We start from the raw sequence: 2,340 nt of genomic DNA, 5'->3' as shown, positions 1-2,340 counted from the left end.
AAAACTCAGAATCTTATTTAATATACTGAAATTCAGTATTATGCACAACTTTTTTATTGTGTTTTATTGCTTAAATCAAACCGCACAACGGGTTATCAATAACCAAATAATATTGCACTGGAAGCGGTGGTGGAATATTTTTAATGGATGATGGAGAATTTATTTGATTGCCAATATTTGAGCCTAAAGCAAATCCAAGTCCTGCTCCCATGAAATTTCCCGTTGCGCTTTCATTTTTTGCCGCGCTTTCCATAATATCAAGGTTGCGGTCAATTTGATAAAGTTCGTTTCCAGTAATCTTTACGCTGGCTGTCAGTGCTTTTGCTTGTCTAAGTTTTGTTAGGCTAGGATCGTCTAAAGGAATATTTATGGAAAGGAAATAAAATGTGACAAGTTCCAACCCATAATTTTTAAACTCTTCAGCAATATTGATTTTGCAAAATTCCGAAAGCTCTTCTAAATGCGCGTTTATTTCTAAGACGGAAACATCCTCCCTAATTAGTTTTTTGGATATGACTGAAGTTAGATGAGAAATAATCTTACCTTTTAAGTATTCTTGGATTTTTACAGCAGAATAGGAGGGTAAATTTCCTGTTAGTTTTTCTAAGAAAATTCGAGGGTTTGAAATTTTGAAGCCATATTGACCAAACGCCCTTACAGGAACAATAATATTATATTTCGGATCTTCAAGTAATATCGGAGTTGAAGTACCCCATTTATTGTCAAGTTTCGTAGTTAGATTGACAAACCAAACTTCCGCTTGGAACGGCGAGTCACCGCCAAACGGCAAATTAATAACTTTGTTTAATAACGGTATATTGGCGGTAGTCAGTGTATGTGTTCCAGTTGTGAATTCATCATAAATTACACCGCCTTTGATGAAAAACGCATGTTGAGCAGGGTCAACCACGACCTGCGTTCCAATCCGTAAGTCTGAAGATGGGAATTTCCAAATAAAATCATCTTCTTTCGATTGATATTTAACTATGTCAATTAGTGCCATTTTCTGATTTATTTGGTTAAAACGTTGAAAGTAATTTATTTTGCTCGATTATTGCAGGTGTGCAAAAAAAATGTCACCTAACGTTTCGCGCATTTGCGCGGTCGCTGTCAAAGCGAACTGAGTTCTCTCTGCCGAAGATACTATTTCTTCGTGAAACCACAACTTCCGGTTACCTAAAACTCAGCGATCGCGTAAATGCGCTGTTACTGGAATTTCGTGACAAAGTGAAGAAGTCTTTTTAAGTGTTTTTCAATTGGAGAACCCAGATTATGAGTTTTCCGCTTGGATCTAAGCTCGATTCTGGAGAACGCCGATGATTTCCCATTGAAGGAAATCATTGAACAATTCCCGTTACGAAAAAAATATAAAACCTTGACAAAGCTATTCGACCCAGATTTCAGGATGCGAGAATATATTTTAAATTTTTAAATGAAATTATTGAAAATCTTCGAAACGTATTTCATGTTTCTCAAACGAAGTTCCAGTAACGTTTCGCGCAGTTACGCAGGAGCGGAAAAGCGGACTGCGTACTCTCTGCCAAGATAAGACTTTCTTCGTGAAGACCGAACGCTCAACTTACTAAAAACCAGCTCTTGCTTAACTGCGCTGTTAGCGGCTGGCCTACTTGTTTAATCGATTTGAATATTTAAAAGACTCAACCATTTTATTAAAATTTCTAAAATTTACTCTAGTTCCCATTGGAGATTTCATACCATCAGCTTTTGTTAGATCGAAAAACTGCTCATTGCAATTTTCTTGTTTTGGTTTATAAGATAAACAATACCAATGACTGCCATAAGATGAAAACGTACTCCAAAAATATCCTGAAAAAATTGGAATTCTATTATCAGTAATTACAAACTGCAAACCTTCACGATGAAAGCCAGGTAATTGAGATATTTTTTCACAGGCAGATTTGGAGAGTTTTAATTTGCTTTGCTCTGTGTCAAGCGACAAAATTTCCTTATCTGTTATAAAAGGTAAGGTATTTAAATTTGTCACTTCAATCTTAAATTCTCCGGCGTAAATTAATTCTTGTTTTAGCGTGTCGATTGTGGTCGTTTTTCCGATTTCATATATAAATTCGGGATCTATTTTTTTATTGTCAAGTAAATATTTTTCTGCGTTGATACCATTTAAATTATTAGCTCTTGTTTTGAAAGTGTATATTTCAATCAGATGTTCTTTTTTTGTACATCCGAAAGCAAACAAGATTAAAAGTATAAATGTTGTTTTTTGCATATCGTGGATTCAAGACCTTAATGCAACAAAGGTCATTTAATAAAAATCTAAATTAGTTTAATTTTTTTATTCTCGATCTTTTTTCTTTCGCGTTT

At 34.7% G+C, this 2,340-nt stretch carries 2 protein-coding genes; both read right to left on the bottom strand.

Going from position 1 to position 2,340, the window contains the following annotated elements; genetic code table 11:
- Positions 1-70: 70 nt before the first annotated feature.
- Complete coding sequence (locus BLP55_RS16395; RefSeq protein ID WP_091147420.1) at positions 71-1,003, bottom strand: SPFH domain-containing protein; 933 nt, start codon at positions 1,001-1,003, stop codon at positions 71-73.
- 621 nt (positions 1,004-1,624) lie between these two features.
- Positions 1,625-2,245, bottom strand: a complete 621-nt coding sequence (locus BLP55_RS16390; protein WP_091147417.1) for a hypothetical protein — start codon at positions 2,243-2,245, stop codon at positions 1,625-1,627.
- Positions 2,246-2,340: the final 95 nt, after the last annotated feature.

Source organism: Flavobacterium caeni (assembly GCF_900101895.1).
Taxonomy (GTDB): domain Bacteria; phylum Bacteroidota; class Bacteroidia; order Flavobacteriales; family Flavobacteriaceae; genus Flavobacterium; species Flavobacterium caeni.
This window is presented reverse-complemented; position numbering and strand designations above follow the sequence as displayed.